This is a genomic window from Serratia sp. BNK-12 (assembly GCF_047456085.1).
Taxonomy (GTDB): Bacteria; Pseudomonadota; Gammaproteobacteria; order Enterobacterales; family Enterobacteriaceae; genus Serratia; species Serratia liquefaciens.
The window spans coordinates 4,157,028-4,183,244 of the sequence record NZ_CP179896.1; the positions used below are offsets into that span (position 1 = coordinate 4,157,028).

Annotated in this window: 30 protein-coding genes; 8 read left to right on the plus strand and 22 right to left on the minus strand. The window is 54.5% G+C overall.

Going from position 1 to position 26,217, the window contains the following annotated elements:
- The first annotated feature begins 46 nt into the window (after nt 1-46).
- A complete protein-coding gene (gene rdgC / locus ACMGG1_RS19390; RefSeq protein ID WP_020825435.1) occupies nt 47-958 on the plus strand; it encodes a recombination-associated protein RdgC in 912 nt (303 codons plus the stop codon).
- A gap of 191 nt (nt 959-1,149) precedes the next feature.
- On the opposite strand, the gene ppnP is transcribed toward rdgC, so the two are convergent.
- The 8 genes from ppnP to ACMGG1_RS19430 all read right to left on the minus strand — a co-directional run bounded on the left by ppnP (nt 1,150) and on the right by ACMGG1_RS19430 (nt 7,085).
- Entirely contained in the window at nt 1,150-1,440 is a 291-nt protein-coding gene (gene ppnP, locus ACMGG1_RS19395; protein ID WP_020825434.1) for a pyrimidine/purine nucleoside phosphorylase, read from the minus strand.
- Between the two features lie 211 nt (nt 1,441-1,651).
- Nucleotides 1,652-2,329: an AroM family protein gene (locus ACMGG1_RS19400; RefSeq protein ID WP_414160944.1), complete on the minus strand. Its 678-nt coding sequence runs from the start codon at nt 2,327-2,329 to the stop codon at nt 1,652-1,654.
- 4 nt (nt 2,330-2,333) lie between these two features.
- Nucleotides 2,334-3,263: a DUF1177 domain-containing protein gene (locus ACMGG1_RS19405; protein WP_414160945.1), complete on the minus strand. Its 930-nt coding sequence runs from the start codon at nt 3,261-3,263 to the stop codon at nt 2,334-2,336.
- Between the two features lie 31 nt (nt 3,264-3,294).
- Nucleotides 3,295-4,281, minus strand: a complete 987-nt coding sequence (locus tag ACMGG1_RS19410) for an OPT/YSL family transporter (RefSeq protein WP_414161458.1) — start codon at nt 4,279-4,281, stop codon at nt 3,295-3,297.
- Nucleotides 4,194-4,859 carry an OPT/YSL family transporter gene (locus ACMGG1_RS19415; RefSeq protein ID WP_414160946.1) on the minus strand — a complete coding sequence of 222 codons (666 nt, stop codon included), beginning with the start codon at nt 4,857-4,859 and terminating at the stop codon, nt 4,194-4,196. Before ACMGG1_RS19415 ends, ACMGG1_RS19410 begins: the two co-directional genes overlap by 88 nt.
- A 199-nt stretch (nt 4,860-5,058) precedes the next feature.
- Nucleotides 5,059-5,832 (minus strand): IclR family transcriptional regulator, encoded by a 774-nt coding sequence (locus ACMGG1_RS19420; RefSeq protein ID WP_128864403.1) that lies wholly within the window; start codon nt 5,830-5,832, stop codon nt 5,059-5,061.
- A 601-nt stretch (nt 5,833-6,433) separates the two neighbouring features.
- Complete coding sequence (locus ACMGG1_RS19425) at nt 6,434-6,634, minus strand: YaiA family protein (protein WP_020825429.1); 201 nt, start codon at nt 6,632-6,634, stop codon at nt 6,434-6,436.
- Nucleotides 6,635-6,680: 46 nt separating this feature from the next.
- Nucleotides 6,681-7,085 (minus strand): nuclear transport factor 2 family protein, encoded by a 405-nt coding sequence (locus ACMGG1_RS19430; protein ID WP_122077452.1) that lies wholly within the window; start codon nt 7,083-7,085, stop codon nt 6,681-6,683.
- Between the two features lie 101 nt (nt 7,086-7,186).
- On the opposite strand from ACMGG1_RS19430, the gene ACMGG1_RS19435 reads away from it, so the two are divergent.
- The gene (locus ACMGG1_RS19435) at nt 7,187-7,945 is read left to right on the plus strand and encodes a helix-turn-helix domain-containing protein (RefSeq protein ID WP_409049657.1); all 759 of its coding nucleotides are present in this window, start codon (nt 7,187-7,189) and stop codon (nt 7,943-7,945) included.
- On the opposite strand, the gene ACMGG1_RS19440 is transcribed toward ACMGG1_RS19435, so the two are convergent.
- From ACMGG1_RS19440 to ACMGG1_RS19465, 6 genes are all read right to left on the minus strand, one after another.
- Nucleotides 7,902-8,489: a TetR/AcrR family transcriptional regulator gene (locus tag ACMGG1_RS19440; protein ID WP_259219157.1), complete on the minus strand. Its 588-nt coding sequence runs from the start codon at nt 8,487-8,489 to the stop codon at nt 7,902-7,904. The genes ACMGG1_RS19435 and ACMGG1_RS19440 overlap by 44 nt on opposite strands.
- Before the next feature lie 82 nt (nt 8,490-8,571).
- On the minus strand, nt 8,572-9,618 hold the full coding sequence (locus tag ACMGG1_RS19445) for an aldo/keto reductase (protein ID WP_048759653.1): 1,047 nt from the start codon (nt 9,616-9,618) through the stop codon (nt 8,572-8,574).
- 173 nt (nt 9,619-9,791) lie between these two features.
- Nucleotides 9,792-10,316: a shikimate kinase AroL gene (gene aroL, locus ACMGG1_RS19450; protein ID WP_020825424.1), complete on the minus strand. Its 525-nt coding sequence runs from the start codon at nt 10,314-10,316 to the stop codon at nt 9,792-9,794.
- A gap of 115 nt (nt 10,317-10,431) precedes the next feature.
- Nucleotides 10,432-10,950 (minus strand): GNAT family N-acetyltransferase, encoded by a 519-nt coding sequence (locus tag ACMGG1_RS19455; RefSeq protein ID WP_217330870.1) that lies wholly within the window; start codon nt 10,948-10,950, stop codon nt 10,432-10,434.
- Nucleotides 10,951-11,040: 90 nt separating this feature from the next.
- Nucleotides 11,041-13,170 carry a TonB-dependent siderophore receptor gene (locus tag ACMGG1_RS19460; RefSeq protein ID WP_201895691.1) on the minus strand — a complete coding sequence of 710 codons (2,130 nt, stop codon included), beginning with the start codon at nt 13,168-13,170 and terminating at the stop codon, nt 11,041-11,043.
- On the minus strand, nt 13,163-14,278 hold the full coding sequence (locus ACMGG1_RS19465; RefSeq protein ID WP_020825421.1) for an ABC transporter substrate-binding protein: 1,116 nt from the start codon (nt 14,276-14,278) through the stop codon (nt 13,163-13,165). The genes ACMGG1_RS19460 and ACMGG1_RS19465 overlap by 8 nt, the downstream gene beginning before the upstream one ends.
- 216 nt (nt 14,279-14,494) lie before the next feature.
- On the opposite strand from ACMGG1_RS19465, the gene ACMGG1_RS19470 reads away from it, so the two are divergent.
- Nucleotides 14,495-14,959, plus strand: a complete 465-nt coding sequence (locus ACMGG1_RS19470) for a GNAT family N-acetyltransferase (RefSeq protein ID WP_020825420.1) — start codon at nt 14,495-14,497, stop codon at nt 14,957-14,959.
- On the opposite strand, the gene ACMGG1_RS19475 is transcribed toward ACMGG1_RS19470, so the two are convergent.
- Nucleotides 14,956-15,513, minus strand: a complete 558-nt coding sequence (locus ACMGG1_RS19475; protein WP_020825419.1) for a class I SAM-dependent methyltransferase — start codon at nt 15,511-15,513, stop codon at nt 14,956-14,958. The two genes, ACMGG1_RS19470 and ACMGG1_RS19475, sit on opposite strands and share 4 nt — an antisense overlap.
- Before the next feature lie 239 nt (nt 15,514-15,752).
- Nucleotides 15,753-16,037 carry a DUF1471 domain-containing protein gene (locus tag ACMGG1_RS19480; protein ID WP_020825418.1) on the minus strand — a complete coding sequence of 95 codons (285 nt, stop codon included), beginning with the start codon at nt 16,035-16,037 and terminating at the stop codon, nt 15,753-15,755.
- 307 nt (nt 16,038-16,344) lie between these two features.
- On the opposite strand from ACMGG1_RS19480, the gene ACMGG1_RS19485 reads away from it, so the two are divergent.
- Nucleotides 16,345-17,520, plus strand: coding sequence for a low temperature requirement protein A (locus tag ACMGG1_RS19485; RefSeq protein WP_130016256.1), 1,176 nt, complete (start codon nt 16,345-16,347; stop codon nt 17,518-17,520).
- Between the two features lie 56 nt (nt 17,521-17,576).
- Here the strand turns inward: ACMGG1_RS19485 and ACMGG1_RS19490 are convergent, their stop codons facing one another.
- Complete coding sequence (locus ACMGG1_RS19490) at nt 17,577-18,941, minus strand: esterase-like activity of phytase family protein (RefSeq protein WP_414160947.1); 1,365 nt, start codon at nt 18,939-18,941, stop codon at nt 17,577-17,579.
- Nucleotides 18,942-19,388: 447 nt separating this feature from the next.
- Here ACMGG1_RS19490 and aqpZ point away from each other — a divergent pair, with 447 nt between their 5' ends.
- Nucleotides 19,389-20,084 carry an aquaporin Z gene (gene aqpZ, locus ACMGG1_RS19495; RefSeq protein ID WP_041414261.1) on the plus strand — a complete coding sequence of 232 codons (696 nt, stop codon included), beginning with the start codon at nt 19,389-19,391 and terminating at the stop codon, nt 20,082-20,084.
- Nucleotides 20,085-20,198: 114 nt separating this feature from the next.
- Here the strand turns inward: aqpZ and ACMGG1_RS19500 are convergent, their stop codons facing one another.
- Nucleotides 20,199-20,969, minus strand: coding sequence for a class I SAM-dependent methyltransferase (locus ACMGG1_RS19500; RefSeq protein ID WP_414160948.1), 771 nt, complete (start codon nt 20,967-20,969; stop codon nt 20,199-20,201).
- A 118-nt stretch (nt 20,970-21,087) separates the two neighbouring features.
- Between ACMGG1_RS19500 and ACMGG1_RS19505 the strand changes: the two genes are divergently transcribed.
- The 3 genes from ACMGG1_RS19505 to ACMGG1_RS19515 all read left to right on the plus strand — a co-directional run bounded on the left by ACMGG1_RS19505 (nt 21,088) and on the right by ACMGG1_RS19515 (nt 23,404).
- A complete protein-coding gene (locus ACMGG1_RS19505) occupies nt 21,088-21,873 on the plus strand; it encodes a helix-turn-helix transcriptional regulator (protein WP_129982452.1) in 786 nt (261 codons plus the stop codon).
- 126 nt (nt 21,874-21,999) lie between these two features.
- A complete protein-coding gene (locus tag ACMGG1_RS19510; protein WP_116691201.1) occupies nt 22,000-22,752 on the plus strand; it encodes a DUF2076 domain-containing protein in 753 nt (250 codons plus the stop codon).
- A 100-nt stretch (nt 22,753-22,852) separates the two neighbouring features.
- On the plus strand, nt 22,853-23,404 hold the full coding sequence (locus ACMGG1_RS19515) for a GNAT family N-acetyltransferase (protein WP_128864395.1): 552 nt from the start codon (nt 22,853-22,855) through the stop codon (nt 23,402-23,404).
- Here ACMGG1_RS19515 and ACMGG1_RS19520 read toward each other — a convergent pair.
- The 4 genes from ACMGG1_RS19520 to ACMGG1_RS19535 form a co-directional block, all read right to left on the minus strand.
- Nucleotides 23,392-23,655, minus strand: coding sequence for a hypothetical protein (locus tag ACMGG1_RS19520; RefSeq protein ID WP_046374395.1), 264 nt, complete (start codon nt 23,653-23,655; stop codon nt 23,392-23,394). The genes ACMGG1_RS19515 and ACMGG1_RS19520 overlap by 13 nt on opposite strands.
- An 86-nt stretch (nt 23,656-23,741) precedes the next feature.
- Nucleotides 23,742-24,149, minus strand: a complete 408-nt coding sequence (locus tag ACMGG1_RS19525; RefSeq protein WP_414160949.1) for a thiol-disulfide oxidoreductase DCC family protein — start codon at nt 24,147-24,149, stop codon at nt 23,742-23,744.
- Between the two features lie 105 nt (nt 24,150-24,254).
- Nucleotides 24,255-24,587 carry a hypothetical protein gene (locus tag ACMGG1_RS19530; protein WP_046374397.1) on the minus strand — a complete coding sequence of 111 codons (333 nt, stop codon included), beginning with the start codon at nt 24,585-24,587 and terminating at the stop codon, nt 24,255-24,257.
- A 198-nt stretch (nt 24,588-24,785) separates the two neighbouring features.
- Complete coding sequence (locus tag ACMGG1_RS19535) at nt 24,786-25,955, minus strand: type I restriction endonuclease (protein ID WP_174573798.1); 1,170 nt, start codon at nt 25,953-25,955, stop codon at nt 24,786-24,788.
- Nucleotides 25,956-26,217 lie beyond the last annotated feature (262 nt).

The following is a 26,217-nucleotide window of genomic DNA, read 5'->3' on the forward strand; positions in this document are numbered from 1 at the left end:
TTGATGAATAAGCGTGCCAGGTGCACGCCCAGCCAGGGATAACATTATGCTGTGGTTTAAGAATTTGATGGTTTACCGTTTGAGCCGCGAAGTTGCGCTAAACGCGGATGAAATGGAAAAACAGCTCAGCGCTTTTGCTTTCACCCCGTGCGGCAGCCAGGACATGGCGAAAACCGGCTGGGTCTCCCCGATGGGCTCCCACAGCGACGCATTGACGCATGCGGTTAACGGCCAGATCGTCATCTGCGCACGTAAGGAAGAAAAAATCCTGCCGTCGCCGGTCATCAAGCAAGAGCTGCAGGCCAAAATTGAACGCCTCGAAGGCGAGCAGCACCGTAAACTGAAGAAAACCGAAAAAGACGCGCTGAAAGACGAAGTGCTGCACAGCCTGCTGCCGCGCGCCTTTAGCCGTTTTAACCAAACCTTTATGTGGATCGACACCGTTAACGATCTGATCATGGTTGACGCCGCCAGCGCCAAGCGCGCGGAAGATACCCTGGCGCTGCTGCGCAAAAGCCTGGGCTCTCTGCCGGTAGTGCCATTGACTATGGAAAGCCCGATCGAGCTGACGCTGACCGAATGGGTGCGTTCAGGTGAACTGCCGGCCGGCTTTATTATTCAGGACGAGGCGGAACTGAAGGCGATTCTGGAAGACGGCGGCGTGATCCGCTGCAAGAAGCAGAACCTGATCAGCGATGAAATTGCGGTACATATTGAAGCCGGCAAACTGGTAACCAAGCTGGCAGTGGACTGGCAAGAGCGCATTCAGCTGGTGCTGGCGGATGACGGCTCGTTGAAGCGTCTGAAGTTCGCCGATACGCTGCGTGAGCAGAATGACGATATCGATCGTGACGACTTCGCCCAGCGTTTTGATGCCGATTTCATCCTGATGACCAGCGAATTGGCGGCGTTAATCAAAAACACCATCGAAGCTCTGGGTGGCGAAGCGCAGCGTTAAGTACACAAAGGCGCAAATCGCTGCGCCTTTGTTCCACATGAGTGGCTTCGCAACACAGATAGCATACCCAAATTAATTGGAGTTGCAGCTAGGCGGCAAGTGCGGGAATCCCCAGGAGCTTACTCAAGTAAGTGACTGGGGTGGGCGCATACAGCCAACAACGCAGCAGCTTCAAGTAAGAAGGGTATGGATTACTTGCTCAAATAACGGCACAGATAAGCGGTTGCATCGGCAACCTGCAGGTTGAACTCACTGTGGCCCGGTACGAAGAACTTCTCACCCGGCATAAACACCTGCCAGTCCGGCGAGCCCGGCAGCAGGACTTTCAACGCCCCGGTAATCACGGTCATTTCTTCCGGCTGGGCGGTGGTGAAGGTGTACTCACCCTCTTCCATCACACCGACGCTGGTAAGGCCGATGCTGCTACTATCGAAACCGATAGACTTCACTTTTCCGGCAAAATACTCGTTCACTTTCAGCATAGACTGGCACCCGCGTAATCAACTTTATGGGAAATCCATATTGGGGGATTGTGGTTGATCTGTCACTGGTTTTTCACGCGAAATGCGATCGCGACGCAGAGTAAAATTCTGCCGGGCAATGGCTCTTCAGCCTGCCACTCTGGATCCGCTGATAAAAACGCGCCAGACAGCCGCTGTCATTCGCCAGACTAAGGATTTATTCTATATTAAATCAGTTAATTAGCTCAGCCGCCAACTTGGCGACCAGCACGTTGGACAGCAGCACCGGTATTTCAAGCCGCGCCTGCAGGAAATCGCGATGCTGGCGGTGATAGCCGATGCAATCCAGCACCACCACCTGCGCCCCTTGTCGCTGCAACTCACTTGCCGCCCGTTCCAGCACCGCGTCGTCCGCCAGATAGGGACTGGCCACGGCGAAACAGGGCGGCGTCGCCAGCCGTTGCCATTTGCCTGCTTGCTGGCTGATTTGCTCCGCTACCGGCACCACAATGCCGACCCGATGCTGGCTGACAATGGCGGAAATCAGCGGCGGAATAATGCGATCCGGCTCCAGCAACAGCGCGCGTTCGGCCTGCAGTCGGCCAAATTCTCCGGTGCATAGCAGCAGGATCACTTCACAGCCCTCGGCTTCCAGCTCACGGATTTTCTGCTGCAATCCTTTTTCGACCCGCGAGGCGCCCAGCCTCACCTGCGTACCGTCCAACAAGCGTGAAACCAGCACCTTCTCACCGGCCATAGGAGCGTAGCCTTGGTCAATCTGGCCGAAGCTCAGTCCATCCAACAGCCCGACATGCCTCACCTGATCCGCAGGCAGAAAGGCCGACAGCAGCGGCATGATGTCGTTACGCGGCGCCTGGCCGATAGTCAGCGTGGCAAATGAGGCATTCATCCGGTTATTTCCTTTTTTGCAGGTGGCTGAGGCTGCCGTACAACGCCAGAAGCTGCGCGTATTCATCGGCCTGGTAAAACTGGCAGGTACCGCGTCCGAACTCTTTCGCCACTTCCACCGCGAACTTCACGGTCAGCGCAATATCCACTTCATGGCTGGCACCGGTACCGCAGCCCGGCACCACCGACTCGGTACAGATCGCTACGCCAACCACCGGCGCAGAAGTCGCGGTGGAAGGTTGCAGGATGCTGTTCAGGTGATGCACCCCATTGCCGTACGGCGTTATGTCCTGCGTGGTGATCGGGAACGTCACCGCCGGACGACCGCTGGTCATCTCCATAATCCGCAGCAAGTCTTCCGCCACCCGCAGGATGTAGCCTTCTTTCACCGTCGGCGACAGCGCGTAACCTTTGTGATTGATGATGCGGTTGCCTTTGGTGGTGTCGATAGACAAGATTGCATCGGCTTCCGCCACCACTTCATTGTCGTTCATCGTCACGTCGTCGATTGGCGAATCCATAAAATCGACCGGATCGTGCGGGCGGGTTGGCGCGTCAGGGCAAATATGGGTAGTGATAATGACATCCCCCGGCAACACGTCCCCTTTGCGCTGCATTTCTGCCAGCTTCAACGCGCTGGCAATCGCGGCAATTGCCCCGTCGCCGTCGGACACCAAGCCGATACGCGTAGGCCGCGCACCGATGCCGCCCAACCGGCCGACAATGCCCAGGGTTGGCGCATCCCCACCCTGGTTTTTACCGGCGCTGCCGGGGATATCGATGCGCACGAAATCGGTGGCGCCTTTCGGTCCGCTGGCACGCAACGTACTGCCCCGGATGCCGGGATAAGACGCAAACAGATCGACGACATCCTGACCGCTCACATAGGCATTATCTATTAATTCAAAAACCTGCAGCGTTTGTTGCAAACTCATAATCGGCTGACCTCACAATTTAACCGGGGGGTTATTTCCCTTTGCTGGAAAAAATCGAATTGAAAAAGTTGTACAACGCGTCACCGGCAATAAAACCGGCCGCCATGATTTCCATCGGCGTGCGGCCCTTGTCGCCCCAGCGACGGATAATCAGGATGCGCAGCGCAATGCCAAGGAGCACCGCCCACCCCGCCAACGCGTTGTTGATCAGCAGGCCCGTAGCTAACAGCACGCCGAGCTGGCGTTTGGGCCCGCCAATCAGCTGCACGATGGCCCCGGGAATGGCCCAGATCAGCAAGCTGAAGGCAATGCCCGGCTGCGCGCCCGCCTCGATGGTTTTGGCGTACACCCGCGCTACCGGTGGGATCAGGTCCTGCAGGAAGTAGCTGCTGTAAGCGAAGTACACCACCGGGATGGCAATAACAAAGGCGATCAAGGCGGCAAACAGTTGAATGCGACGCCCCAACAGCTCCTGCTGCAAATCTTTGCCGTAGCCGCGCAGAATAAAGCCGGCTTTCAGATCAAACCCCATGTCGGCAAACGCCGGGCCAGTGGCGGCGGTAAACCCGGTCAGCACGCACAGTGCCACCGGCGGAAAACCAATCAAAATGCCGATGATCAGGGTGATTAGCGCCACCGCAAAGGCCGGGAACCAGCCAGAGTGCATGGCGGCGATACCGACGATCAACTCATGCACAAAGGCAGCAAATGCAGCGTAAATCACAAACAACACCAGCATGGTCAGCGACATCTCGCTATACAGCCCGCCGGCCAACGCCAGCAACGCAGCGATAACGATATAGCCAACGGCTCCCAGCCCCAGCGCCTTGCTGACTTCGCTATCTGCCTGGCTGTAACCGGCGGCGTCGACGCTTTTGCTACGGATCACCTGCACCACCTGGATCAACGCCACCAATCCGGCGCCAACCATTACCCCATGAGGAATAAAATGCGCATTGATGTCGAAACCCGCCATAGGTTCTGCGTAGGCGCGCAGCAGCAGGCCGACGCCAAACATCCCCAAAGCCCAAATATTGCCGATAAATGCGGTGCCGAAGGCCGCCATCGGGATTTTAAGCATCGACCCGGCGATCCCCACCGCCACGCCCACCACCAGCAACCAGGCCTGTTTGCCCCCCGATCGCCGGCCTTGATGGCTTCCGCCGCCGCAACGCCTGGCGGCCAGGCGTTGGCGGCAGGAAAGATTTTGGTGTCAAACATGCGATACAGCAGGTAGGCGTCAAGCAACATTGCCACGGCCACACCGCAAAACATCGGCAGGATCAGCTGCGGCTGCCCCATCACATAAGGCACGGCAATGGGCATCAGCAATGAATTGGCAGCGCCAAAGGTGGCGGAGGAAATCACCGTTTGCGCCAGGTTTTGCGTATGTACCGATCGATAACGCTGGAACATTTGCAGCGGAATGCGCGCCAATAGCATCGCGAATAGCGCCCCGATGATCGACGTATTGGGGGTCACGCCCAACGTAGTGATTAGCTGCACACCGATGATCGCCCCAACGATGGACAGAATCACCATCACCAGCAGCGTACCGATATCTTTCAACGGATTTATGGTGGTATTGGATTTCATAGAGTCAATTTCCCTGAATATTCGCTGGCGCATGGCAAAGGTCATTTTTCGGCGTCAAGCTGCCGTCGTAGTTCCGGTATTTGGAACTACGATTTGAATTAATAATTTTTTGACCCGTAACCTTAAGTGAAATAACTAACGAATTCCCTGGTGTTGGCTTTCATTAATTACTCCGTGCTAGCAGAACTATTTCGATGCGTTATTTGATCTGTTGCCAATAATCATCACCGAACTTTTCCGCTAATTGCCGAGATACCGTCATCAACGCTTCTAATACGGCAGGAGAAAACGGTTGTTCGTCCGCTTGGGTGGCAAAGGATAAACAGAGCCCCACCGTCTCATTGCGGTGTTTATTGGTCACCGCCGTCGCCAGCGAACTGATCCCCTGCAAGGTTTCGTTACGCGCCAGGGACCAACCCTGCCGCCGAATTTGCGCCAGCTTGCTCAACAACGCATCCGGCGATTGCGGGGCGTTGGGCGAAGCCACGTGGTAACCCGCGGCATAGCGCGCAATAGCCTGTTCATCGCTAGCACGCGCTAAAATTGCCCTGCCCACCGACGTTTCCGCCGCCGGTGAACGGCTGCCCGCCGGCGTCACTACCTGGAGGAAGTGACGGCCCGGGAACATACGCATCACCATGATCTCCTGCCCCTCGAGCACCGAAACATAACCCGTGCAGCAAGTCAGTTGACTGAGCTGCACCATGCTGGCCGCCACGCTGTCCACCAGCGGCGTCGACAGATAGTGGCTGGAAACCGATAACAGCAAACGACCGATTTTATACAGCTTGCTGTCGGGATCGCGCTCCAGCATGCCCTGTGTTTCCATGGTCTGCAGCAGGCGCGATACGGTACTTTTCGGCAGCGCCAGTTGGTTCACCACATCGCTGAATGAAATACCGGGTTGCCCGTGCATCATTCGTTGTTGTGAAAATAACTTTAATACCGCTGCGGCATTTTCCAGGGTTGTCATGGCACGCCTTGTTCCACTATATGGAACTTAGTTCCTGTTCGATAATTAGAAACTAAAACTCGCACAACTTATCGTCAAGCAGTTTATTTTTTACGCTGCGGAAAATTAAAGAGAATGATGCTTTTGAAAATAAAATAGCGGACAGATCGCCAAAGTCATGAGGGAAATTAATTTGCACATCTACTTAAGCTGGGGGAAATATCAGCACAAGCTGCTGAAAACGCCATTCACCTGAGCAAACAAAATACGCTTTGCCACCCCAGAATCAGAAGCGAGCGTTATGCAGACTGAAATCGATCGGCACAGTTAATTCCACCACACCGTTATAGAAAGTGTCGCCCGGCAGCGTAGGCAAAACGAAACGCGTCTTCGGGATAACGTTTAAGGCGGTTGAGACGACTACGCCTGCTGCAACAACATCAGCATATGGCGTTGAAACAACGCCTGTAACTCGGAATTGGACATCTCTTTTCCCAGAAGTGAAACACCCAATGAGCGCGATAAAAATCACACAAATGATGATCAATAAAAGACTGGAAAACAGAGGCTATAGCGGGAAAAACAAGAAACCGGCTTTACGCCGGTTTCTGAGGGATAACGATTAGTCTTCCAACGCAGGGTCCTCATAGCGGTGCTTGGCATCCAACGCTTCCTGCTCGGTTGCATGCTCGCTGAGCAGCGTGTTGGGTTCTATATCGTCGGTGCGCACCTCGAAACGGTGCATATGCAAGCTGGGATCGCCCCGGTCAACGGCGACCACTCGGGCGGTTCTCGGATAGCCTGGTCGGTTATTTTCGCGCATGTTGATCTCCCGTGTGATTCCACAGGATTAAGTATAGCAGCGCGATTTATACCGACATGCGTGACCCCAGATCGCGATCGGCGTGATCGCCCTCCATCAGTTGCGTCAGTTCATCGCAGGCGCAGATTTTGCCGTCACGTACGGTGAAATGCGCCAGCACCTTAACCAGACTAAGGCTGCCATCGCGCTTTTCCACCCGCACCCTATGATGCGTCAACACCGAATCGTCCTGCCCGGCAATGGCGACCATCTCCAGCGTCATGCTGCGAGTCAACTGCTTGAGCAACGCCATATGTTGCACAAACTGCATGTAGTCCAGCGTCTTGCCGTCCACCTGTTGACGGTAATCCGCACTGAAAAGCTCAGCGATCAGCGTCGGCTGATGTTGCGGGGCGGCGACAACCTTTTGCAAGGCATCGAGCACCAGGGCTGTGGAGGTTTTCGGGGTCATGGTCGATCTCCAGAATTGAATGACGCGGAGATCATAAAACGAACAGAGCATGGCATAATAACCGCATTTGGACTTTTAATACTGCAAATCGGCCAATCATTATGATCCTGCAGAGCCAGCGACTTTGGCATGAGAAAAAACACCTGACGCCCTGGCACCAGCATGCCAGCGGACAGATCTACCTGTTGACCCACGGCATGATGGCGTTGGAAACCCGGGAGCGCCAATGGGCAATGACCGCCGGCAGTATCGGCTGGCTGCCACCCAACTGTGCGCACCAGGCACTGGCATGCGGCAACGTCATCGGCTGGAGTCTGTATCTGCCGGAGTCCTACTGTGCGACGCTGCCGGCGCAGCCGCATCTGAGCCCTGCCTCCGCATTGATTCAGGCGTTAATGGAACGTATTGCTCCTTTTGCGGGACAAGAGCTGGATCCGGCGCAACAACGCCTATTGCGGGTCTTGTTGGATGAGATTTCTGTGGAAGAGAGCGTACCGCTGCAGTTACCGCTACCGCAGGACGCCAGGCTGTTGAAAATCGCCCGCGCCCTGCTGAATGAACCCGCCAGCGCGCGTACCCAAAGTGACTGGGCCGCCTGGGCCGGGGTGAGCGTACGCACCCTCAGTCGCCGTTTTATTAGCGAAACCGGTGTGACCTTCGCCCGTTGGCGCCAGCAAGCACGGGTGATTCGCTCGCTGGAGCCGTTATCGCGTGGTGAATCGGTCGGTCGCATCGCCGGTGAATACGGTTATGACAATGTCAGCGCCTATATTGCCGCCTTCCGTCAGCGTTTTGGCACCACGCCGGGGCTGTATTTTAGTCAGCCTCAGTCGGTAACAGCGCCTGACGCGTCGCGTTAAGAAACTGTTCTGACAGCGCATCGCCCTGCGTTGCCCTTGCCAACGTCAGTGCCCCCACCAGCATCGCCATCTGCACCAGCGCCTGCTGTTGTCGTTGGGGTTGTTGTTCATCTGGCGAAAGCGACTCCAGCCGCGCCAACATGGCTTTCACACCGCTCAGGTAAGCCTGATGCACGGGTTTATCCGCCTCTTCGCGCGCCACGTCACCGGCCAGAGCGGCAACCATGCAACCTTCGCCCGGGCAGTCGCGGTGCCTGACGTTCAGATAAGCGTCAACCAGAGTCTGTAAATTGTGCTGGTCGGGCTGACGGCTGGCGGTTTCCCAGCGCTGAGCGGATTCCTCTACCGCCCTGCGGCTGGCCACCGCCGCCAGTTCGTCCTTGGAAGCAAAATGGCCATAGAAGCCACCGTGCGTCAGCCCCACGGCCGCCATCAGATCGTTAACGCTGACGCCATTCAGGCCGCGTTCGCGAAAAAGCTGTGAAGACACCTGCTCAATCGCCTCGCGATTGCGCTCCATCTGCTGCTTTGAAACCCGTGCCATGGCGTTTTCTCCTTATCAATCAGGCATCATCTTAGGCTATCCACCGACAGCGCTCAATAGATGATGCCTTTCATCCAAAGAGTCAGGCGCGCGGGGTACGCGGCGCGGCAAAGCGGGAACTGTCACCGCCCTGCGCACGCGCCAGCGTGTCGGCAATCTGCCGATGAGGCGTGCCCGGTTCAATCGCGCTGACCCGATCCAGACGCGCCATCTGCTGCTCGTCCAACGTCAAATCAAGCGCCGCCAGCGTATCCTCTAACTGGTCCAGCGTGCGCGAACCCAGAATAGGGATCAGACTGGTGCTGGAATGCGCGGCCCTGTTGCGCAGCCAGGCGATAGCAACGTGGGTCGGCAGGGCCTGGTGTTCTTGCGCAATCGCCAGCACTTCATCCAGCAACGCGGTGTCTTTTTCGCGATGCACCAGGCGCCCCAACTCACTCAATCGACCAGCATCGCTATGGCGATACTTCCCGGTCAACAAACCACCGCCCAGCGGCGACCACAGGGTGGCGGCCATCCCCAGCGCTTCGGCCATCGGCAGCAATTCACGTTCTGCGGTCCGCTCTACCAGGCTGTATTCCACCTGTATACCTGCAATGCGCGCCCAGCCACGCAATTCTGCCAGCGTATCTGCACGGGCAATGCGCCAGGCTGGGAAGTTGGACAACCCGGCATATTGGATCTTGCCGGCGCGGATCAGATCGTCAAAACTGCGAACGATCTCTTCAAGCGGCGTCAGGTTGTCGGAAAAATGCGCCCACAGCAGATCGATACGATCGGTTTTCAGCCGCTTCAGGCTGTTCTCTACCGAGGCAATCATGTTTTTGCGGCTGTTGCCGGTATAGGCAATACCCGCGTCCGGCGCTGCACCCAAGGTGTATTTAGTGGCGACCACGAAACGGTCGCGTTCGGCGGCGATAAAATCCCCTACCATCTGTTCTGACTGGCCGAATTGGTAAGTATCAGCCGTGTCGATAAAGTTGCCGCCGGCGTCGACATAACGATCGAAAACCTGTTTGGCCTGTTCTTTTTCCGAACCGTAGCCCCAGCCGGTGCCAAAGTTGCCGGTTCCTAATGCCAGTTCAGAAACGCGCAGGCCGGTATTGCGGCCAAAGGTGGTGTATTTCATGGTAAAACCTCACGATTACGTTGCATTTATCAAAATAGATGATGGTCATCATTATTTTATATATGTCACTCATCATTTATAAAAGCAAGCGCAATCTGCGGCGAAGGCAAAAACCAAGGGAAGATACGAAGAGATCGGGCACGCAGCGCGGTGCCCGAAAATGTCAGAGGGGATTACTTTACCGTTTCCAATTGCAGTACGGCGAGGATCTTTTCAACCACCTGCTGTGGGTTACCGGTGCCGTCCATCACGTAGTGTGCGGTCTCCTGATACAAGGCCTCGCGTGCGGCCAGCACTTCCAGCATCTCCTCAGCGATCGGACGACCGGTCAACGTGGGGCGTTGCGCGTCTTGCGGGTACTCTTCCAGCCGCTGCGCCAACACCTCGGCCGGTGAGCGCAGATAAATGACGGTGCCGTGCTGACGCATAAATTGACGGTTCTCTTCCGCCAGGATCGCGCCGCCGCCGGTGGCAACTACAGTTGACGGTTGGGTGACGGTTTGCAGAGCAATGCTTTCACGGCGGCGAAATCCCAGCCAGCCTTCATTTGCGACCATTTCCGCCACGCTCATTTGCGTGGTCTGTTGCATAAACAGATCGGTATCGGTGAATTGATAGCCCAGCGCCAACGCCAGTGCACTGCCCACCGTGGTTTTACCGGCGCCGCGCGCGCCCACCATGAAAATGGTTTGTGTCATTACGGGTTGTCCCTTATACGGTGACTTGAATGCGTTAGCACGCCAGAATCCAGCGTGCAGATCGTGCGATGGCGTAGTTGCTGCATCATACCGCCATCAGCCTGTATTTCAATATTTACGATAGTGTAAATTCCATGGCACAGCGGCTGCCTGCGGCAAAACCCTGCGCCACCTCTTCCGCCAACCTTGCCCTCAACGACGAGCTGAGCCGTTCGGCGGCTATCGGACTGAACCCCAGACGCCGGTAATAAGGCGCATTCCAGGGCACGTCAATAAAAGTAGTTAGCGTCAGGCGCTGCGCGCCCGACAACGCGGCCTGCGCCGCAACCTCAACGAGCAGGTGGCGCCCGATGCCCTGACGTTGCCAGTTGGCAGCCACAGACAGTTCGGCGATATGCCAATCCTGCTGTTGCGGCACGACGGCGATAAAGCCGGCGACCTCCCCCGCCGCACCTTCCGCCAGCCATTCATGCTGTCGCTGAATAAAATCAGCATGCTGCTCTGCGCTCATCACCGGACCTTCAGCGATAAAACGCCAGGCCGGTTGTTGATGAAACAGCTGCGCCGCCGAGCGCTCAACGGCTATCAGTTGAGCGATATCCTGCGGCTGCGCCAAACGGATTTGCAGGCTCATCGGGTTCTCCTTAACAACGGGGCCGGCTATTTAACCAGATTTCCCCGACGGCAGATACCTGCTCGCCGGGACGTATTCCTGTACGAAAAATCAGAAGTCGACACTGGCGCGCAGCACCACTTCTCGCGGTTCCCCTACCGCCACGCGCAAATTGCCGCCGCTGGAAGGGTAATAGGTTTTATCGAACAGATTCTTCACGTTCAATTGCCACTTCACCCGATAACCCTGCACCGGCATGGTGTAAGCGGCGAAGGCATCGGCAACGGTGTAATTATCAAGACTGAAACTGTTGGCGGCGTCGCCTGGACGACGGCCAACATAACGCGCCCCTGCGCCAATGCGTACGTTGTCGCCGCTATACAGCCCCGGGGAGCCCAGATCCTGCGTCAGGAACAGCGAGGCGGTATGGCGCGCCACGTTGGTCATCTCCTTACCCTTGTTGTCCGGGTCATCAACCACACGCGCGTCGGTGTATGCGTAAGAGCCGATCATGCTTAACGAATCAGTGATGTTGCCGGCAACATCCAACTCCACGCCCTGCGAGCGTACGCGTCCGGCGGTTCGGGTGACGGTTTCACCATCCACCAGTTCGCTGACCATCACGTTACGCTTGGTGATGTCGAACAACGCCAGGGTCCCGGTAACGCCGTTGGGCAATTCGACCTTGCTGCCGACTTCCCAGGCCTTACCCTGTTCCGGCGGCAATGAGCCAATCTGGCTGGCAATGGACGAGTTTGGCTTGAAGGACTCGGTGTAACTGCTGTATAGCGACACATAGGGCGTCAGTTTGTAGACCACCCCGGCGCGCGGCACTAATTTGCCGTCGGAGCTGTCGGTGTTGGTGACAAACGGACGCCCTTTACCGGCAAAAACGTCAAAAGCGTCATAACGCAGCCCGCCCATCACCAACCATTTATCGGTCAATTGAACGGAATCCTGCATAAACCAGCCGTAGCTGGTGAGGTTTTCACGCTGATCGCTGTCTTTGGCACTGACGGCGTTCGAGGTTGGCATCAGGCCATACACCGGATCATAGATATTGAAATCGCTGTTCTTCTTGCCACGGATCATATCGCCGCGGTAGGTACGGTTATCTTCAAAATCAAAGCCAAACAGCATCTGGTGGTTGATGCTGCCCCAGTCAACGTCACCGTTGAGCGTCAGCTGTACCGCGTTGGCATGGCTGACAGCATGGGCGGTGGAGTCGGCCTGGCGCGACAGCACGCCAGTTTCAGGATCCAAAGCCAGCGCGCGCGCCTGATTGTCACTGTAACTGTTACGGCTATAGGCGTAGGTCAGAGAGCTTTTCCAGCTTTCATTCAGCACCTGATCAACCTGTAGGGTGACGCTGTCCTGATCGCCCCGCGTGGCGTTATAACTTTCGTCGAAGCGGCGGTCGCGCGGCGTATTTACCGGTTTGCCGGTGCGCGAATCAATGATGGTGCCGCGGTCGAACGGCACCAGATATTCCATATGTTCGTAGGCAACGCGTACCGTGGTGCTCTCGCCATACCACATCAGCGACGGCGCAATCACCGTTTGGCGGTTACGGCCAAAGTTACGCCAGTAATCGGTTTCATCGTGATCGACAATCATCCGGTAGGCGAACCCGGAGGTACCAAGCGGACCGGTGACGTCCAACTGACCGCCGCCGCCCTTGAAGCTGCTGCCCCAGCCTTCCACATGGGTGTGCTGCTGCAGCTGCGGCTTTTTGGTGATCATGTTGATCATCCCGCCCGGTTCCCCCATGCCGTAAAGCATCGAAGCCGGGCCTTTCAGCACCTCAACCCGCTCAGTGGTCGGGGTAAAATTACGCGCCTGCACCGAACGCACGCCGTCACGCAAAATGGAGCCGTCGCGGTTATCACCAAAACCGCGCTTCATCACCGCGTCCTGGGTACCGCCCAAGGTGTTCGCCTGGGTAATGCCACTGACGTTATACAGCGCTTCATCCAGGCTGCTGACCGCCTGATCGGTAATCACCTGCTGCGGCACCACGTCGATTGCCTGCGGCACGTTCAGCAGGCTGGTCTCGGTTCGGGTGCCGGTCACACTGGTCAGCGGCTGATAACTTTGCACGCCCTTCGCAGAGGCCTGGCCGACCACCACCAGGGTTTCCCCTGGTTCTTTTTCGGCGGTTTTGTCGGCGCCGATCGCCGGTGCAGACGCACAGGCCGCCAGAGGCAGTGCGCACCACCAGCCGCGCTGGGTATTATTCATTTTGTAACTGACTCCAATAGGTCCCTGAAAAAGGTAACGGCAAAAATTGTTGATAGAGTTGCTTAAAGGTCTGTTGCGGGTTGATGTCAGCAAACAGATCCGGGTAAAACGCTTTGGCGAACATTTCGACCGCCACGACGTGGTACGGGCTGAGATAGAAGTTGTGCCAGATACTCCAGGCCTGATGATTTTTTATCGCTTTCAGATTGGCGAGCATCGGCTGTTTTTGCATGATCTGACGGAAGCTTTCATCCGCTTCCTGCTGGGTAACCAGCGGCCCCAGACGCAAATCGGAAAAGCGCTTACCCTGTGGACCTGCCATGCCGGTGGCAATGTAAATATCAGGATTGGCGGTCAGAATGGTTTCCGGGTTCAGTTCCCCATAAACCCCTTTGATACTGGCGCTGGCGATATTGTCGCCGCCGGCAAAGGCCAGCAGATCGCCGAGATTGCCATGAGCCGCGGTGGTGCAGCAGGTTTCACGCCGCCCGAGGTGCAAATGCAGCATGACCTTGGGCTTTGGCCCCCGATAGCTGGCCAGACGCTGCTGGATCACCGCCATATGCTGCTGGTAGAAGTCGATAAACTGCTCCGCACGCTGCTGACGGTTGAGCACCTCACCCAGCAGTCGAACGCTGGGTACGGTGTTATGCAGCAGGTCGACCCGTAAATCGACGTAGATAACGGCAATACCCGCCTTACTCAGCGCCGTTAGCAACAAATCGCTGTCGCCCTCCTCCTTCGCATAGCGGGCAAGGATCACCAGATCCGGTTTCAACTGGATCAGATTTTCAATGTTAACCTGGCGGAAGTTGCCCTTGCTGATAGAGGGTATGGCTTTGATCTGAGGAAATTTCTGCGTATACAGCTGCCAGCTTTGCGCATCGAAACGCGCCATGTCTTCCGGCCAGCCGACAATACGTTGCGCAGGGTTACCCGGCTCCAGCAACGCCAGGGTATACAGCATGCGGCTTTCGCCTACCACGATGCGCTGCGGATTATCCGGCACCTCAACCTGGCGACCAGTGATGTCGGTGACCATTTTCGCCTGAACGTTAAAAACGCCAAGCAGCAAGGAAAACAGCAGTAACATGAGGGAATTGCGCATGGGTAAGCCGGATCGGTAAAATATGCGCGCATGATAATCACTCTCATTAACACTTTCAATCACAACGCTTGGCGGATCGGTTAAATCCGCTGAATCACGCTATTTCGGCGCTGATACGTGAAAAATCGCTGTAAATGCCGTTTTATAAAGTTAAAAAATCGGTCGATAATGCGATCTGTGGCAAGCCAGATTGCAGATAATTCAGGAGGTACCGAGATGACCCAACGTATTATTCCATTGGCGGAGTGCCCACAGTTCAGCGACGTTTGCGCCGCATGGGCGTTTGGTCAATGGGGTTCGCAACGCGGCGGTTCACTGGAACGCACGCGCCAACGCTTTGCCCAGTGCGCGCAGCCGAGCGAAGATTACACCACCCTGCTGGCGATCGAGGACGAACGCCCGCTGGGCATGGCCAGCCTGTGGCCGAGCGACGATCATCATCGGATGGACCTTTCTCCCTGGCTGGCCGGCGTATTCGTCCACCCGGATCACCGTCGCCAGGGCATTGCGCAACGGCTGGAGGCGGCCATCGTGTTGTTGGCACGCCAACGCAATCACCCCGTATTGCACCTGATCACCGATAAATCCGAGGCGCTGTATGCGGGTTGGGGCTGGCAGACCATCGAACGCCGACGGCAATATGATGGCGAAGTGGTGGTGATGGAAAAAAAACTGGGCTAACGCGGCGTGCAGATGTAAACCAACGCTGGCGGGAAGTTGCGCACCACCCGCAGCCGCTTCCAGTGAAAATAGCGGGACAGCAGCTTTTCCGACAGGTGGCTGTACTGAAACAGCACCAAGGTTCCGTTGCGCGCGAGCAAACGCTGCTGTGCCTGCTGCAAAATACGCATGCTGATTTTTAGCGGGATCGACAGCAACGGCAGGCAAGAGAACACCACGTCATAATCGCCGGCCATCTCTTCAGCCGAGCGATCCATCACCTGCAGACGACGATCGTCAATTTTCCGCAGCTGATGCACAAAATGAGATTGGATTTCAAAGGCCTCGAGCGAAGCATCTGCACGCATCCGGCCTAATATCCGCTTGGTCAGCACGCCGTCCGCCGCGCCCAGTTCGGCGATCGACAGCGCCCCGGTCCATTCAACCTGATTCAACATCGCCTGACATAGCCAGGGGGAAGAAGGTGCCAGCGTACCAATGGTGCGCGGCGAAGCCATAAACTGCTGGAGGTAGGAAAAGTGGTTTTTCAGTTGCAGCCGTGTCGCGTTTAACATTGGGGCCTCCTTAGGTTGAGTAGTCACCAATCTGACCCCAATTCCTTAAGTATTCATTAACATGTTTCCTAAAACCGCCGACACAGTTGTAATAAAATGCAACCGAGCGCAGATAAAAAAGGGTGTGGACATCATCATCGGGTAATCAAGTAATTGCATTACCGGTCAGATTATTATCCACACCCGTTTATTTTATCGGCCACCTGTTACAGTAGCCGAATTTTATTTACTGCAGACGATTAACGATATATTTCTGCATTACCGCGCCAGTTGCTGGAATCCCCCGGGGTGTCCAGCCCGATAATACGAATGCTGCTGGCGCCGTCCGCCTGAGCTTTTTCTTTCAGTGCGTGAACCGCATCGCCCGGAGAACCGCTAACGCCGGAAACCGACACTACGCCAAGGCTTTGCATACCGCTGGCCTGCTCTGTATTGATCTGTTTTACCGATGACAGCGGCGCTGCAAAGGAAGAGAATGAAGCGGCTGCCAAAAGAACTGCTGCGATGCCAGGTAATAGTTTCATAATGAACTCCAGATGTTTTTGTTTATTTTCTCGTATCAGTGGAGTTAATTATCTACCAGGCAATGAAAGCAGACGTAATCCAATGTAAAGAACATCAATCATTGTGATGAAAATAAGGAGGAAGTACGTGCAGGTATGTCTCTGGCAGGACAAAGCGGGTCTATACCGTCACTCTACCCCTGACAGATGACAATTTAAAGTCCGTTTGGCCAAGGAATATAAAAACCGCCCCTTTTAAGATTCTTCTCCCCGTAACCGCGACTGAACTACGCTATTTCTGAAGGTTATCATTATGGAAGGACTCCCTATGTCGCAAACCTTACTGCGTGTTCGTGATGGTCATGGTGCTTCGGTTTCGTTTTCGGAACTGCTGTTCGATCTGATTTACGTTTTTGCCGTTACCCAGCTTTCCCACTACCTGCTGCACCATCTGACGCTGACCGGCGCGGTGGAAACGCTGCTGCTGTGGTTCGCCGTTTGGCTGGCCTGGCAATACACTGCCTGGGTCACCAACTGGTTTAACCCGGATACCCGTCCTATCCGTATTCTGCTGTTTGGCATTATGTTGCTGGGCCTGTTCGCTTCTTCTGCTCTGCCACAGGCCTTTGGCGAACGGGGGCTGACTTTTGCGCTGTTTTACGTGGCGATCCAGGTGGGCCGATCGTGCGTGGTGCTGAACCTGCTGCCCGCCGGCCATCCACTGAAACAAAACTTCCGCCGTATTCTTGGCTGGATGTGTATTTCAGCGGTGTTCTGGATCCTTGGCGGCCTGGCGGAAGGTCATAACCGACTGTTGCTGTGGGCGCTGGCAGTATTGTGCGAATACGTTTCGCCGATGTTCGGCTTCCGCTTACCGGTGCTGGGTCGCTCCGACAGCAGCAGCGAATGGACTATCGAAGGCCATCATCTGGCGGAACGCTGCCAACTATTCGTGATCGTAGCGTTGGGGGAAACCATTCTGATTACCGGTTCGACCCTTAGCGAAATGGAGTCCTGGAGCGCACCGGTGCTGATTGCCTCACTGGTGGCGTTTCTCGGCAGCCTGGCGATGTGGTGGGTCTATTTTGATACCAGTAGCAAAGCCGGCAGCCATGCTATCAGCCAGGCGGAAAACCCCGGCCAGTTGGGCGCTAACTTCCATTACGTACACGTGGTGCTGGTTGGCGCGATCATCGTCTGTGCCGTTGCCAATGAACTGGTGATCGCCCACCCTGACGGCCATATCGACAATGTGACGGCAGCAGTGCTGCTGCTGGGCCCGGCGATTTACCTGCTCGCCAACGCACTTTACAAGCGGTTGGTGTATCGTCGGTTCCCGCTTTCGCACCTGGTGGGATTGATCGCTTTGGCGGTATTGGCGCCGATAGCCTACCTCACCGATTTACTGATGGTGAATGGCCTGACCACGCTGATTATGGTGGCCGTCGCGGTGTGGGAGAGTATTTCACGCGGCAGAACGCCGCAGGCCGGCGGCGTTCACTGATAAACCAGAAAACAGGGGGCAGTGCGCTATTGAGACGTCGCCCCCTGTTGCCTTATTTACTTCAGCGGTTGCGGTAGCGTCAGCACCCACAGCTCGCTAAGCGATTCCGGTTTCTCCAGCGGTTGCAGCTCGATACGGGTGGATACCACTTTGCCGTCCAGGCTCAGGCTGCCCTGTTTATCCAGCTGATAATCGCCGATTTTCTTGGCTTTGGGTTGTGCCTCCACCAGCTTGGCCTGCAGGCCAAAATCGTTATCGTTAATCACCGCCAGGGTGCGTTCGTCAATTAGCGACAGGCCCTCTACCTTCTCCTGTTGCCAACCCAATTTACGCAGATCCACCACTTCACGTTTCTGCGCCAGCTTCACGCCGCGCTTGGCGAGATCTTTGGCATCGTCAAACTCCAGCGCCTTTCCTTTACCGTCGAAAGCCGTCAGATCGCTCGCCTGGCTGAGATCGACCAGATAGATCTTATTGATCATCTGCTTGTCTTTATCGCTGCCCTGCTCAACCAGCAAGATATGTTGGTTGTCCACCGCCACGATGTCACCCACCTTGGCGTCTTTGGCTTTTTTATAGCTATCGATATCGATCGGATAGCCGTACATGGCCGTTTTGCCGCTGGCCGGATCAAAACTGACCAAGCGCGTAAACTGCGCCTTGTTTTTACTCTTGCCGTCCACGTCGAGCGTACTCTGCACCGCAGCCAGAATGCGTCCGTCCGGCAAACGGGTGATCCCTTCGAAGCCCCGGTTCGGCTGGCGCCACTTGATGATATTCGGTAACCCGCTGGCCACTGCTTGCTCCCCCTGCTCCGGGGTCGGGCCGTATTTGGCGAGGATCTTGCCCTGATTGTCGATATGGATCAGGAACGGACCATATTCATCACACAGCCAATAGCCGCCTTTACCGTCCGGCGTGATGCCTTCGGTATCCAGCCCACGTCGATCGCTTTCCAACGTTTTCAGCGTGTCGCTCAGCGCCACTTCATTGGTTGAACCAATCAACCCCGCCGGTAGCGGTAATCCGCTGATAGGGTCTTGCTGGTCATGCAGCGGACGCAAGTTGCTGGCGACCGCCTTGCCTTCGCCAACGCGAATGTCCATCAGCAACGGCACAAACTGCGGATTAGCGAAGATTTTCGCTTCCTGATCGCCTACCGCAGGCGCGTCGGCATTCGGGCCGCGATCGGTCAACGTCGTTAACAGCAAGTCCTTACCCTCACGCCCATTGAATACCAGGCCCGATCCGATACCCACCGGTAATCCTTGCGGGAAATTCTTGGCGAATGCTCCCTGATAACTCACATGTTCGCCACCCGGAAAACTGACAATATAACGCGCCACTTCAACGTCGGTGGCAGCATAAGAAAACAGGGGGAACAACGCGCTGATTAACAGCGAAACTGATTTTATTTTCATGATGTTGGCTCAGTGTTATGGGGGTAGAGTTGGCAGCTTGCTAAGGTATTAGTCTTACATGACAGCCTGATGACAAACGGACCTAATGCTATGAATTGCAGCAATAATTAAATATGGCAAATAGGAATTAGCAATTAACGCAGACAATTCGAATGGAAAAAACAGATAGAAAATCAAATTTAACCATAGCTATTTTCCGCTAAAAATACCTATAGCAGCTAAGCTTAGGGTAAATTCTTATAACAGCGATAAAAAAAACAGCAAACGCACGAAAAACCTAAGAATAGGGATGAAGTCGCATAGACAAAATTAATTCCCGGGGATTTAATACCCGCTGTTACTCAAGGTGCATTAAGAAATTACTTATAGAAACCTGCATTAATTTAAAAAGGTGTTCTATAGTTTTTAGTGCTAACGCCCGTTAGTATTTTCCGTGGGATGGAATCTATGTCAAAGCGACTTTTTGCCGAATTTTTTGGCACATTTTGGTTGGTGTTCGGTGGTTGTGGTAGCGCAGTATTAGCAGCTGCATTCCCACAACTGGGTATTGGTTTTCTTGGTGTCGCACTCGCTTTTGGTCTGACTGTAGTCACTATGGCTTATGCCGTTGGCCATATTTCTGGCGGGCACTTTAACCCGGCCGTTACCGTAGGTTTATTTGCCGGTGGTCGCTTCGCCGCGAAAGACGTTATTCCCTACGTGATTGCTCAAGTGATTGGCGGGATTGCTGCAGCGGCGGTGTTGTATTTGATCGCCAGCGGCAAAGCAGGTTTTGATCCTACCGGCGGCGGCTTTGCTTCCAACGGTTACGGTGAACATTCACCGGGCGGTTATTCTCTGCAATCCGCGATTGTTATTGAATTGGTATTGACCGCATTCTTCCTGATCGTTATTCATGGCGTGACAGATAAACGTGCACCGGCAGGATTTGCTCCGCTGGCCATCGGTTTGACATTAACGCTGATCCACCTGATCAGTATTCCGGTAACCAATACTTCTGTTAACCCGGCACGCAGTACCGGTGTAGCAATATTCCAGGGAACCTGGGCATTGCAACAGCTTTGGGTATTCTGGCTGGTGCCATTAGTCGGTGGTGCTATCGGCGGCCTGATTTATCGCTGCCTGTTGGAAGACAAGAAGTAATTTATACCCGGTAATGTTCTGTCAGGGCAGCCGCTATATCCAATGGACTTCCGGTTATCGCTAATCACGCGGTAATCGTAAAGATAGAGGGTATATAGGCTGCCCTGAAATTATTTATCCTCTGACCGCCTCAAACATCATAATATCGCTGGTGAATGAGCCGTCCGGCTGAATGGCAAAATGCTGCAGCACCTCTTCAGAAACCCCCTGTTGCAACGCTCGGATCGCGGTAATGAAATGCTCCGGCGTACGCATACGCGCGACCCAACTGCTGAATTCCAGATATAACCTGTCCGACGTCACTTCCCGTACCAGCATCCCTGATTCAGTCAGTAACCCCAACCATTCGCCCGGCGCATAATTGCGGACATGCGAAGTGTCGCGCAGCACCTCAACGGTTTGCAGATAGATATCCAGCAGCGGATGCCCCGGTGAGACCACATCCATAAAGATCGCTCTGCCGCCCGGTTTCAACACCCGGCGCACTTCGCGCAGCGCCTGGCCGACATCATGCCAATGGTGGGCCGAATAACGGCTAATCACCAGATCGAAGCTGGCGTCCTCAAACGGCAGTGATTCCGCGACGCCCTGCTGCACCTGAATATTATTGAAACCTTTCTCTACCGCGGCCTGGCTCACTACCGCCAGCATTTGCGCCGACAAATCGTAGGCCACAACCTGAGCCACTTTCGCTGCGGCGGTAAAGCTGGCATGCCCGGCCCCACACCCCAGATCCAGCAGCCTGGCATCGGGATAAGGCTCCAGCAACTGCGCCAGTCGCTGCAGATCCTTCCCCTGTGCATGAACTGCGCTGGTCAGATAGGCGCTGGCCTGCTCACCAAATTGACGATCGACCGCATTTTTATGGCTGTTGCTGTTGCTCATATGTGCTTCCTTTTTTGTCTGGCTTGCGCCGGTGCCGGATGGCTTTTTTATTACTATAATCAGCTTAATATACGGGTACAATATGAGCAGTTATCCTAGTATAAGCAGGTACCAGCCTATGCAATCTGAAGCCTTATCCGGCCCCAAAGCCCTCGGCGCTTTCCTGCGTGCGCACCGTGAACGCATCACGCCGGAAATGCTGGGTTTACCCACCGCACCACGCCGCCGCACCAGTGGACTGCGCCGTGAAGAGCTGGCGCAAATCAGCGGTATCAGCGCCACCTGGTATACCTGGATCGAGCAAGGCCGCGAGGTATCCATCTCGCCGCATACGCTGGCGCGTATCGCCAAAGCACTGCGGTTAGGGCATGCCGAGCGCCACTACCTGTTTACCCTGGCGCGAGTCGCAGACCCCGAACAGGAACAGCCTCACGAAGCCGACAACAGCGCGGTGCTGCAAAGCGTTAACCAGGTGACGGTGCCTTGCTACCTGCTGGATATCACCTGGAATATCGTCGCCTGGAACCCGGCGGCGGAAAGCCTGTTCTGTGGTTGGCTGGGCCAAGCCGCTACGCCCAATCTGCTGCACTTTATGTTTTTCCACCCGTTAGCCAAAACGCTGGTCAGCGACTGGGAGGAACGGGCACGCCGCGTGGTCGCCGAGTTTCGTGCCGAAACCAGCCACCATCAAAATACCGAAGAGATGCGCGCTTTCGTGCGCAACATGACGCACAACAGCGAAGCCTTCCATCACTGGTGGAAACAGCATGACGTACTGGCACGCGAGGGGGGCGAGCGTACCTTCTCTCATGTGCAACACGGGGAGTTGCGCTATCGTCAACTGACGTTTAATCCATCGGAAAATAGCGGTCTGAAACTGGTGATGCTGATCCCTCTGACGTAACGGGTAACAAATTCATAAACAGGTTTACCTGCCATTTATTTATTGGTTCATCTAAACGCGCTAGGGTGACAGTTACCGATGATATCTATCATCCAGTATCGTTATTCATCTCCTAGAGGTAATCCTATGCAATCCGAAGAACAACGTCTTATCGATGGTCTGTTTGGCCGCTTGAAAGAAGCCGAGACCAAGACGGGCCAGAGGGATCTCCAGGCAGAGCAGCAAATCAACCAACACATCCGTGAACAGCCTTCCGCGCCTTATTACATGGCTCAGGCGATGATCATTCAGGAAGCGGCGCTGAAGCAGCTCGACCAGCGGGTGAAAGATCTGGAGAGCCAGATTGCCCAGCAACAGCAAAATAACGCCAACCAACAAAGCAGCGGCGGCTTTCTGGCCGGGCTGTTTGGTGGCGGTAATCGCAACGCGCCAAGCCCGCGCGAGCAGTATCAGGCGCAACAGCAGAATAACGCGGCATGGAACAACCAGCCGCAGGCGGGCTATGCTCAACAGCAGCAACCAGCCTACAGCCAACCGCAGCAAGCAGCACCTTCACGTGCCGGCGGGTTCCTCGGCGGGGCATTGCAGACTGCCGCCGGCGTGGCGGGCGGTGTGGTGCTGGCCGACATGTTGACCGGTATGTTCCGCCATTCACAACCACAGGAAATTGTTAATATTATCGATGAAACGCCGGCAACACCGGTGGATGACAGCGCGATGAATAATTTCGACGCGTCCAACAATCTCGATACCTTTAACAACGGCGGTGATAGCCGCTTCCTCAACCAAGATAACGGCTTCCAGAACGCGGATTATCAAAACGACGATAACACCGATTTCGCCGACGACGACTACAGCGACGACGATTCGTTTATCTGATCCTTCCCCCCTTTCCACCTGGAGAGGGGGGTTTCTGTTTCTTCTTCCGCACCGCTGGTCTACAGTTAAACCTGTCCAATCACAGCAGGTTACGCAAGCTATGCCGAAGATGAACCCTATCGCCCCCTATGCAAGCCCTCGCCTGTTGATGCGTCCGCCGGTGGCCGACGATTTGCCGCGTTTTTACGCCATTTTTGGCGATCCCGACACCCAGCGTTTTAATCCCGCAGGCCCCATCGCCAGCGAAGAACAGGCACGATTGGCGCTGACGGGGCGGATCGAAAATTGGGCGCAACACGGCTATGGTTCCTGGGCAATTGCACTGCGTGAGCAGCCGGAATGGGTCATTGGCTTTGGCGGGTTGTCCTGGCGGCCGCTTGGGGCTCAGCGGACGGTGAACTTGGGCTATCGTTTTGATACGCAGGTTTGGGGCAGCGGCTTGGCCACTGAGTTGGCGCAGGCCTCGCTGGAGTATGGTTTCAAGCATCTGCGGTTGACAGAAATTTCGGCTATCGTGCGCGAAAAAAATCTGGCCTCATGCCGCGTGCTGGAAAAAGCGGGGTTACGTTTGGTCGATACTCTGGATGACGTGCCCGGCGATACGCCAAGCCTGGTTTACAGCATTACGCGCAGTGAGTATCAGGGCTGCTGAACCGGCGGTTCATCATTGATCTTCGCCAGCGCCCGACGGTAGGACTTAACCTTTTGGCGCTTCTTCAACCAGGTGGTGGTTGAGACAATAAAAATTAGCCCGGACATGGTCAGCACGCCGATCGGGTGGCCGTAAAACACCATAAGGGCGAAATAAATAGCGGAGACAATCGCCACCCATTTTGCCGTATTTCCCACCGCATTCTTCTCCTGACTCAAACGGCGGATGTACTCTTCTTCACTGATCCCCATACGCGCTCCTTTTTAGCTGAACGTTCCACTATATTGGGGCGGAATGATGATAATTCAATCGATTAAAGGGTAAAGAAGCGTAAAGCTCAGCGAGATTGCTCACGACGATGGCGCAGATAACGCCCCGGCAAAACCTCTCCAGGCAACGACGTGCCAGCATTGCGGCCAAATAACCTATAGCGATTGCTCGCCACTGCATTGTAAAACCTATCCGCCAGCCGCTGCGGCAAAAAGCGCGCCAGCGCCAACAGGCGAAATGGCCAGCCAAGCTGACGCAACGCCTGAAAAAACGCCGCCGAACGCAACCAATGTCGGCCCGGTTCAAGATAGACGATGGAGTCAAAACGATCGGTGGGCAAGGCCAGCCAATTCAGAATTGCCTGACCTTCTTCGGATTGCACCGTGGCCAACAGGATCTTGCCCTGTCGATCGGCACGAATCAAAAATCTCACCAGCCCGTGACACAAATTACATTCGCCATCGAATAACAGCACCCGGTCACCGGGCTGGAGATAAGGGGGAGCGTTGACGGATTCATCCTGCCTCCTGAGGTTTACCCCAGACTAACGCGCATTCCCCTTCAGAACCAGCGGGGCCGCTTACGGCGCTGGGGACGCAGGTGGCGTATCCGGCAATGCCACTACCGAGATTCGTACTTCGTAATGCTTGGCGTTACCGGCGGGGATCACCGAAGTCAGCTTATTGATGGTTTCAGTGGGATTATCGCTGGCGGAAGTCGCACAGAACAGCTCACCGCCGTGGCAGAAGCCCGGTTTAGGCATATGCCCACCAGGGAAAGGAGGTAAGCGGAACTGCTGTTCTGCAGGGGGGACGTTTTTTTCTGCCGGAGCCGGAGCGGAAAGCGCGCTAACGCTGAACAGCGTCACGGCAGCCAGCACAGGAAGCGTCAGTACTTTGATTGCATTTTTCATGTTGTCGATCTCATTTGCCGGGATTGGGCCTAACCTACCCCGCCCCCGGCCGATGAGAAAGCCGCTTTTCACGACCTTTGCATCCCAATGATCTTTGCTTACATCCCTCCGCTAACGTGATGAAAGCTTAAGGATTGTGTAAAGGCATTAGGGAAAATTTTTATTGTTAACGCCTTGCAAGTACGTTATGAAAAAAACTCATCCCTGCGTTTTTTTCTTCTGCCTGAAGTTCTCATCATCAATACAATAATGGTAGGAGTCGATAATCAACCCCGTGAGCCGCAAGATATTCTCAGGTCGATCGATAATGATGTGCCCTCCTGCGGCAAGCTCCAAACCTGCACGGACAATTTCCGCATGTCTTTCCTCATTAATTTCCAAGGGGAGCAGAACTGTAGGCCTTTGTTTATTATCAAAATAACGAAGGATCCAGCGAGTGGTTTTGCCCTGTACCAGAATGCTGTAATAACTTTCCGTATCTTTTGCTGTTAAATCTGCACTCTCACCCAGAATCATCGCCACATTATCGAATAAAGCTCTTTCAGCATAAGTAGTAACTATCTTGCTGTTTTCTGGATCAATGATCGGCGCTAACGGGTCTGCGTTATTGTTTTGCTCACCTTCGCCGCTCTCTTCGGATAGCGCTTTATTTTCAGACGTCACAGACAGTCCAGATACCACCATAGCACTCACCGCTTTCTCAACGGCCAGACGGACCAAAGGAGTGATAGTCTCTAGAAAACGCTGGTTAAGTTGGCGTTGAACATTGGATCTGTTCGCCACATACCTGACAAAGTCCAAGTCTACGTCTCTCAGGCTAGCACTGATTGTTTTAGTGAATGATGTCAGATAAATGCTCTCCTCAGCCAGCGTCCTCAGGGCTTCCGGCTGAAATTGATCATGTCTAAATCTATAAAGCTGTTCAATATCAGAGTCGTTTAAATCATTAAAATCTATTTTTAGGAAGGGCGTATCATCCATAATATTTTTATCTTTCAGGTCGGTAAAGAAACGCCATTCTTTACCGTTGGTGATCGCAGAAACCGTGACTTCAGGTGTGGCATTAAAGTAACGTGATAGCTGCGGGCTGTGATTTGTTAAGTTTTGATTGAAGGACTTTGCCTCAATAAACATGACCGGTACGGCATGGCAAAAAAGAGAATAATCGACCCGTTCACCGACCTTAACTCCTGGAAAATCAGCACCATATTCTGCTTTTACTTTCGTGGGATCATAAGGATGGAAACCTAGGATCTCCAATAAGGGTAAAATTAAAGCCTGCTTTGTCGTTTCTTCTGTATTGCAATGCTGACCGACCGCGGACACATGATGCACATGCGCTTTAAGCTTATCTCTGAATGCATTCATCAACCATCCCTCTTGCTGTGTTAGACATTCTTCATCTCTTAAAATCAGGCCTACAGAAAGTTTTGTTCTTTCCCACAGCACGACCTTATAGACCGCTGGCTGTTTTATTTATTGAATTAAATAATTTTAAACATTAAATATATAGCAGAACACTACTGCTTTAATCAAAGGCATTAAATCAATATTAATACCGAGTTCAAAATAATCGGTCAGGTATTTTTAAACCAAAAGTATTTATAGAAATTAAATAATTTCAAACACA

Coding starts and splice junctions, on each gene's coding strand:
- ACMGG1_RS19420 (WP_128864403.1), bottom strand. CDS start 5,832: ATGACAACCCTGGAAAATGCCGCAGCGGTATTAAAGTTATTTTCACAA.
- ACMGG1_RS19510 (WP_116691201.1), top strand. CDS start 22,000: ATGCAATCCGAAGAACAACGTCTTATCGATGGTCTGTTTGGCCGCTTG.
- ACMGG1_RS19445 (WP_048759653.1), bottom strand. CDS start 9,618: ATGAAATACACCACCTTTGGCCGCAATACCGGCCTGCGCGTTTCTGAA.
- ACMGG1_RS19475 (WP_020825419.1), bottom strand. CDS start 15,513: ATGTTAAACGCGACACGGCTGCAACTGAAAAACCACTTTTCCTACCTC.
- ACMGG1_RS19515 (WP_128864395.1), top strand. CDS start 22,853: ATGCCGAAGATGAACCCTATCGCCCCCTATGCAAGCCCTCGCCTGTTG.
- ACMGG1_RS19480 (WP_020825418.1), bottom strand. CDS start 16,037: ATGAAACTATTACCTGGCATCGCAGCAGTTCTTTTGGCAGCCGCTTCA.
- ACMGG1_RS19430 (WP_122077452.1), bottom strand. CDS start 7,085: ATGACCCCGAAAACCTCCACAGCCCTGGTGCTCGATGCCTTGCAAAAG.
- aqpZ (WP_041414261.1), top strand. CDS start 19,389: ATGTCAAAGCGACTTTTTGCCGAATTTTTTGGCACATTTTGGTTGGTG.
- ACMGG1_RS19505 (WP_129982452.1), top strand. CDS start 21,088: ATGCAATCTGAAGCCTTATCCGGCCCCAAAGCCCTCGGCGCTTTCCTG.
- ACMGG1_RS19530 (WP_046374397.1), bottom strand. CDS start 24,587: ATGAAAAATGCAATCAAAGTACTGACGCTTCCTGTGCTGGCTGCCGTG.
- ACMGG1_RS19490 (WP_414160947.1), bottom strand. CDS start 18,941: ATGAAAATAAAATCAGTTTCGCTGTTAATCAGCGCGTTGTTCCCCCTG.
- ACMGG1_RS19440 (WP_259219157.1), bottom strand. CDS start 8,489: ATGGCACGGGTTTCAAAGCAGCAGATGGAGCGCAATCGCGAGGCGATT.
- ACMGG1_RS19500 (WP_414160948.1), bottom strand. CDS start 20,969: ATGAGCAACAGCAACAGCCATAAAAATGCGGTCGATCGTCAATTTGGT.
- ACMGG1_RS19415 (WP_414160946.1), bottom strand. CDS start 4,859: ATGAAATCCAATACCACCATAAATCCGTTGAAAGATATCGGTACGCTG.
- aroL (WP_020825424.1), bottom strand. CDS start 10,316: ATGACACAAACCATTTTCATGGTGGGCGCGCGCGGCGCCGGTAAAACC.
- ACMGG1_RS19400 (WP_414160944.1), bottom strand. CDS start 2,329: ATGAATGCCTCATTTGCCACGCTGACTATCGGCCAGGCGCCGCGTAAC.
- ACMGG1_RS19455 (WP_217330870.1), bottom strand. CDS start 10,950: ATGAGCCTGCAAATCCGTTTGGCGCAGCCGCAGGATATCGCTCAACTG.
- ACMGG1_RS19460 (WP_201895691.1), bottom strand. CDS start 13,170: ATGAATAATACCCAGCGCGGCTGGTGGTGCGCACTGCCTCTGGCGGCC.
- ACMGG1_RS19405 (WP_414160945.1), bottom strand. CDS start 3,263: ATGAGTTTGCAACAAACGCTGCAGGTTTTTGAATTAATAGATAATGCC.
- ppnP (WP_020825434.1), bottom strand. CDS start 1,440: ATGCTGAAAGTGAACGAGTATTTTGCCGGAAAAGTGAAGTCTATCGGT.
- ACMGG1_RS19425 (WP_020825429.1), bottom strand. CDS start 6,634: ATGCGCGAAAATAACCGACCAGGCTATCCGAGAACCGCCCGAGTGGTC.
- ACMGG1_RS19435 (WP_409049657.1), top strand. CDS start 7,187: ATGATCCTGCAGAGCCAGCGACTTTGGCATGAGAAAAAACACCTGACG.
- ACMGG1_RS19520 (WP_046374395.1), bottom strand. CDS start 23,655: ATGGGGATCAGTGAAGAAGAGTACATCCGCCGTTTGAGTCAGGAGAAG.
- rdgC (WP_020825435.1), top strand. CDS start 47: ATGCTGTGGTTTAAGAATTTGATGGTTTACCGTTTGAGCCGCGAAGTT.
- ACMGG1_RS19465 (WP_020825421.1), bottom strand. CDS start 14,278: ATGCGCAATTCCCTCATGTTACTGCTGTTTTCCTTGCTGCTTGGCGTT.
- ACMGG1_RS19470 (WP_020825420.1), top strand. CDS start 14,495: ATGACCCAACGTATTATTCCATTGGCGGAGTGCCCACAGTTCAGCGAC.
- ACMGG1_RS19485 (WP_130016256.1), top strand. CDS start 16,345: ATGTCGCAAACCTTACTGCGTGTTCGTGATGGTCATGGTGCTTCGGTT.
- ACMGG1_RS19410 (WP_414161458.1), bottom strand. CDS start 4,281: ATGTTTGGCGTCGGCCTGCTGCTGCGCGCCTACGCAGAACCTATGGCG.
- ACMGG1_RS19535 (WP_174573798.1), bottom strand. CDS start 25,955: ATGAATGCATTCAGAGATAAGCTTAAAGCGCATGTGCATCATGTGTCC.